Origin of the sequence: Simplicispira metamorpha, from assembly GCF_004341365.1 — a bacterium.
Lineage (GTDB): Bacteria > Pseudomonadota > Gammaproteobacteria > Burkholderiales > Burkholderiaceae_C > Simplicispira > Simplicispira metamorpha.
This window is the reverse complement of the sequence record NZ_SLXH01000063.1, coordinates 1-1350: the sequence shown is the minus strand read 5'-3', so window position 1 is coordinate 1350 and position 1350 is coordinate 1. Positions and strand designations below refer to the sequence as shown.

Here is a 1350-nt window from a genome sequence, read left to right as displayed (position 1 = left end):
TTGCAGAAATCGCCCAAAAAGGTGCAGCAGTTTTTTGGGAAGGATTCTGTCAAATATGCCGCTTGATTCAAGTTGTTTTATTTCTAGTCAATAAAAAGGGGCTATCAATCCTGTAATGCTGGTTTACTTCCCCTCGGAGGTGACCAGCAACTTATGACCAACAACCTCTTTATTAACCACGACATACAACGTATTGCCGCCTTTAAGTCGATTATTTATCTTGACCGTTATGCTTCTAGCACATGCACAAGAGCTTTTCCCGTAGTCGCTATTAAAAACCAATGTGGCACCACCATTGCGCGCAACAGTAAGATACGGTTTATCAATTTCTGCGCCGCAGGGGAATTCCCAAACAAGATTAACAACCTGCGACGCGCCCAACTCCTTAATTGACACCGAAGATGGCTGTTCCTCAATGCATATGCCAACCTCAGAATCGAGACCAGTTTCAAATGTGAAGGTAGCCGCTTTATCGCCATCCTTTTTGCAGCCCAGCAACAGGGGGGCGACAGAAAAAGCCAGAAATATCCCGACCAACCTTTTCATCTCACGCTCCCGAAGTGAATCCATCGGCCCGGTCGGGAAATATTTGGAACCTGGTGCAAGATAGAGCCGGGGTTATCAGAAATTGGATGATATGGCTCATCACCCAGATCCGTCCAAGTAGGCGCATCAGAACCAATGACCGTCACATTTCTGATACGCGCCAAATGCGATGCAATTGAATTATGTCCGGCCCCTGCATAGCAAGAATTTAACTTGACCGGCAAGGAACCACAGCCACTCTCATCAAGCACCTTATTCAACTCTGGCGCTCTCATTCCATTGACAGAAGTTGGACTGCCATGCGAGATGACAATGCATTTCCCTGGATCATCTGGATAGTCAAGTGCGGCGGAATACCCTGGGTCACGTGGATCCAGAAGAATAACTTTCTTTAATCCTTTAGGGTCAGCATAGAGTAGTGGATTCCCCCCCACATAGGCAAACCGATTCCACCCACCTTCGAGTCCGATGGGGTCGGCCTGGGTGTACCGCCCCGTTACCGCATCGTAGTACCGATGCAGGTTGTAGCTCAACCCCGTTTCCTCGTCCCACTGCTGCCCCGGGTAGCGCAGCTCAAAGCTGACGGCCTCTGCATAGTTGTTGGCGCTGCTGATGCCCGGCTGCGCATACCCTTGCGCGGCCTTTGTCGGTGCTGTTTCTCCAAACCCGGTGATCAACCACTGCCATGCCACTTGCCCTTGCTGGTTGGTCAGGCGCCTGGGCGTGTTCAGGTGGTCGCTGTCGATGGCATACAGCCGCCCGTTGATCTGTGCTGCGATGGGCATGGGGCCGCTTGCCGTGGGC

2 protein-coding genes are annotated in these 1350 nt (G+C 51.3%); both read right to left on the bottom strand.

The genetic code is table 11. From position 1 onward, the window contains the following. Positions 1-123 precede the first annotated feature (123 nt). A complete protein-coding gene (locus tag EV674_RS17265; RefSeq protein WP_132750528.1) occupies positions 124-546 on the bottom strand; it encodes a hypothetical protein in 423 nt (140 codons plus the stop codon). After that, positions 543-1350 (bottom strand): RHS repeat-associated core domain-containing protein (locus EV674_RS17260; RefSeq protein WP_279389241.1); only part of this gene is annotated, 808 nt, incomplete at its 5' end. The genes EV674_RS17260 and EV674_RS17265, both read right to left, overlap by 4 nt.

What these genes read in the sequence shown, in the direction of transcription:
- EV674_RS17265 (WP_132750528.1), bottom strand. Translation starts at nt 546, where the DNA reads ATGAAAAGGTTGGTCGGGATATTTCTGGCTTTTTCTGTCGCCCCCCTG.